The following is a 4,300-nucleotide window of genomic DNA, read 5'->3' on the forward strand; positions in this document are numbered from 1 at the left end:
AGCCAAACAAACCGTGTCTCAAAAAATGAGACGATTATCATTTAACGTAAGAGCTGTCTTCGATTATCTGAAAATGACGAAAAGATTTCAACCTGTGGTTCTAAATAATTGAAGCTTATATTTAGAACAAATTTACCGTGCCACAACATCTTGGGGTCACCCACACAAATGTGCGATGCGGCAAAATTTATATAATTCTGATGATTGCAGCGGAATACCAATCCCTAAAGCAACTACATATCTTAAGGTTCAGGTTTTTGTGGATCATGCTAAAGAAATGAAAAAGCATACAAAGGAGTTCAAGGAAATATTCTGGGACAAGCTCTTGGAATTTTGGGGAGGAATTCTTGCAGTATTTTTTGCTTTACTTTTGTTTTTATTAAGACGGCATCTTAAAAAATGGTTTGGATTTGAAGATAAAAAATAAAATGCTTACACCCCTCTTTTTTATTATTTCAGAAAAAGACAGACATTCTCTGTTAAAAGATCTTTCATGTATCTTTAAATAGACTGTTCGGCCTTTTCCTTAATAAGCTTGTTTTCAAACTTTAAGTTTCCAATAGGTTCTATTGCATCAGCAAATGCTTTAAAGCTCTATCTGAGCCCCAAGTTCGACCACGCGGTTAGGCGGAATCCCGAAGTACGTTGTTGCATTCGAAGCATTACGGGACATTAAGGAAAAGAGAGCCTTGCGCCAGCTCATCATTTTCGATACACCTGACGTAAGAAGGGTTTCTCTTCCCAGATAATAACTGGTTGTGGCCGGGTTAGCATCAATCCCATGGCGTTTGGCGATTTCCATGAGTTCAGGCACATTCGGGGATTCCATGAATCCATAGACTCCCTGCAAACGGAAAAAACCATTGCCGAGATCTTCGACCTTCAAACGGTCGGATTTAGCTACATTCGGTATATTGTCTGTGCGGATTGAAAGAAGAATGACCTGCTGGTGCAGTATATGATTATGTTTTAAATGATGTAAAAGGGCAGCAGGTGTGCCAACCGGAGAAACAGTCATAAAGACCGCAGTTCCGAATACCCGCTTAATATCGTGACGCGCGACATCCTCAAGGAACAGTTTGATCGGAACCCTTGATTCAATGAATCTGCCGGATAATGCCTTACGTCCATCTTTCCAGGTTTTCATCATAATCATGATTATCGCTGCTACTAATAATGTGAACCAGCCTCCGTCAAACACCTTGAAAAGGTTAGAACAGAAATAAGCCATATCAAAGGCCAAAAACAGTATCACCGGCGGTAACGCCTTCCATAGTGGCCATTGCTGGGTCCTGGTGATGACAACAAAATATAGTATTGTGGTGATGCCCATGGTAGCGGTAACTGCAATGCCGTATGCTCCCGCCAGTCCGGAGGATTCTTTAAACACCAAAACAACGCCTATGCATAACATCATGAGGGTGTAGTTCACACCGGCGATATATATCTGTCCTTCCATTTCACCTGAAGTATGTATTAAACGAAGACGGGGACAATACCCCAGTTGCACTGCCTGCTGGGTAAGCGAAAAGATGCCTGAAATCATGGCCTGTGAGGCTGTGACCGTAGCAATAGTTGAAACACCAACCATTGCAAATAGCAGTGACTTTGGAACAAGCCCATAAAATGGGTTAAAGACCAGTTCCGGATGCTCAATAAGCAATGCTCCCTGACCGAAGTAATTGAGCAGCAGAGCCGGATATGCAACGAAAAACCATGAAAAACGAATAGCCCTTCGGCCAAAGTGACCAAGATCTGCATAAAGAGCCTCTCCACCGGTAATGCAGAGGACAACGGCTCCAAGCACCACGAATCCATGCAAATGGTTTAATAAAAAGAAATTAACGGCATACCAGGGGTTGATGGCTTTTAATATGCCTGGATAATTATAAATTTCTATAACACCCAGCACGGCAATTAGCACAAACCAGAGGACCATGACCGGGCCGAATATCTTGCCAATATGTGCAGTACCACGCTTTTGAACGATAAACAGCAGAAAAAGCACTATACAGGTTAGCGGAACAATAAAATGTTCGGCAGCTTTGGTGGCCACACTCAAGCCCTCTATGGCAGACAGAACCGAGATGGCTGGTGTAATGATGCCGTCGCCATAAAGCAGTGCCGCACCAAATATTGCGGCCAGCACGATAACAGGTTTTAATTTGGAGGTATCATTTCCTTTTCCTGATGGCGTGAGTCCCAGCAAAGCAAAAATTCCACCCTCCCCGCGGTTATCCGCCCGCAGGATGAAGCTGACATACTTGATGCTGACAACTATAGTAAGTGACCAGAATATAAGTGAAACAACCCCCATAATATTGTTCTGGGATAGATGAATGGCATGTTTGCCAAAGAAGCACTCTTTTACTGCATATAAAGGGCTGGTGCCGATATCGCCGAATACAACACCAAGTGCTAGCAACGCAAGTCCCATTGTCTTTTCAGGCTTTATATTATCATCTGTGAGATTCTTTTTCTCACTTTCCTTGGATTTTGTAATTTGCATTAAAAGTATCCGACATCAGAAAAAATTATAATTCAGGGTAAGCAATGTTTTATAGTACCGGCTATTGTTATTTTGTCAAAGTTAACGGATTTTTTTGGTAATTGATTAAAATTCAATATTTCCGGGGGTTCTCGGAAAAGGGATTACATCACGTATATTTTTAATGCCTGTTACAAGCATTAACAGTCTTTCAAAACCAAGTCCGAAGCCGCTGTGCGGCACAGTTCCAAAACGGCGTGAATCAAGGTACCACCAGTAATTCTCCTTAAGCAATCCGCATTCTTCCATACGCAATTCCAGCACATCAAGCCGTTCTTCACGCTGGCTGCCGCCAATTAATTCTCCTATGCCGGGCACAAGAATATCCATTGCCGCAACCGTTTTATCATCATCGTTTAACCTCATATAAAATGGCTTTATGCTTTTAGGGTAGTTATAAAGAATTACCGGTTTTTTAAAATACTGTGCGGCAAGATAATTCTCATGTTCTGCCTGAAGATCTTTGCCGAAAGATACTTCATATTCAAATTTTTCTTTGGATTTTATTAATATTTTTACCGCTTCTTCGTATGGCAGTCTTTCAAAATCCGACAGGCATATATTTTCCAGATTTTTAAGAAGCTCTTTATCAACAAATGTTGCGAACAATTCCAAATCTTCCTTACATTCCTTAAGAGCATAATCTGTTAAATATTTAATAGTTTGCTCACCAAGATCCATATCGTCATTTATATCGCAAAAAACCATCTCAGGCTCTATCATCCAGAATTCAGCCGCGTGTCTTCTTGTATTTGAGTTTTCCGCTCGAAATGTAGGACCGAATGTATATACGTCTCCAAGAGCAAGAGCAAGCATTTCTGCGGACAACTGCCCGGATACAGTCAGACTTGCAGGCTTTCCGAAAAAATCCTGCAAATCGTCCGCTTGTCCGTTTTTATTTATAGCCTTTTCCTGATCCATTACCGTAACTTTAAACATCTCACCGGCACCTTCACAATCCGAACCTGTGATAATAGGAGTGTGAATATATTTAAACCCTTTATCCCTGAAGAATTTGTGTATGGCAAAAGACAATTCCGACCTTATACGGAATACAGCACCGTATTTATTTGTGCGTGGCCTGAGATGTGCTATTGTCCGCAAATATTCATCCGTGTGACGTTTTTTCTGTAACGGATATGAATCGGAAGCTATGCTGATTATATCAATTTTTGTTGCCAAGACCTCCCATTTCTGCCCGCTTCCCTTTGATTCGGCAAGATCTCCATATACTGTAACAGCTGAACCTGTTGAAAGTTTTTTTATATCAATGTAATTGCCGAGTTTGTTTTCAGCAATTATCTGAATGTTTTTTAAGCACGAACCGTCGTTTACTTCTATAAAAGAAAAACCGGAAGAATCACGCTTTGTTCTCACCCAACCGTTAACAACGATATTTTCAAGCTGAACCTTTGAATTCAACAGGAATAAAATTTTGTATTTTTTCATAATAACATCCGTTTAAAATAATTAATCAACAAATGTTTCTTTTTTATCTATTCGATGTCATATATATAGCAGTTTTTTTAATTTTTCCATGTATATGTTTTATGCTGGAAATGAAAATGATATTTAATTTATAAAAATAATAAATCGGAAGGTTTTTTAAACAAACTAAAGTTTCACCGAAATGATGCATGGTTTACTCACGCGACCATCCGTAACAGCGCGTCCACGAAAGATTTTCGGGAGAGTTTCTGGTTTTTGTTGCAAACGGCATTAAAATCATCAGCCAACGCGGCCTTGGCGATG

Annotated in this window: 3 protein-coding genes; 1 reads left to right on the forward strand and 2 read right to left on the reverse strand. The window is 40.3% G+C overall.

The genetic code is table 11. The features are described from left to right. Positions 1-175: 175 nt before the first annotated feature. Positions 176-427 (forward strand): hypothetical protein, encoded by a 252-nt coding sequence (locus VXK47_RS03060; RefSeq protein WP_435547301.1) that lies wholly within the window; start codon positions 176-178, stop codon positions 425-427. Between the two features lie 159 nt (positions 428-586). Here VXK47_RS03060 and VXK47_RS03065 read toward each other — a convergent pair whose 3' ends face one another. Then, complete coding sequence (locus VXK47_RS03065; RefSeq protein WP_435547302.1) at positions 587-2,509, reverse strand: potassium transporter Kup; 1,923 nt, start codon at positions 2,507-2,509, stop codon at positions 587-589. Between the two features lie 105 nt (positions 2,510-2,614). After that, a complete protein-coding gene (asnS, locus tag VXK47_RS03070; RefSeq protein ID WP_435547303.1) occupies positions 2,615-3,997 on the reverse strand; it encodes an asparagine--tRNA ligase in 1,383 nt (460 codons plus the stop codon). Between the last annotated feature and the right edge of the window lie 303 nt (positions 3,998-4,300).

This window comes from Desulfobacterium sp. N47, assembly GCF_051233685.1.
Lineage (GTDB): Bacteria > Desulfobacterota > Desulfobacteria > Desulfobacterales > RPRI01 > RPRI01.

Excerpts from the sequence above, each read along its gene's own strand:
- VXK47_RS03060 (WP_435547301.1), top strand. The coding sequence starts at position 176 with ATGCGGCAAAATTTATATAATTCTGATGATTGCAGCGGAATACCAATC.
- VXK47_RS03065 (WP_435547302.1), bottom strand. The coding sequence starts at position 2,509 with ATGCAAATTACAAAATCCAAGGAAAGTGAGAAAAAGAATCTCACAGAT.
- asnS (WP_435547303.1), bottom strand. The coding sequence starts at position 3,997 with ATGAAAAAATACAAAATTTTATTCCTGTTGAATTCAAAGGTTCAGCTT.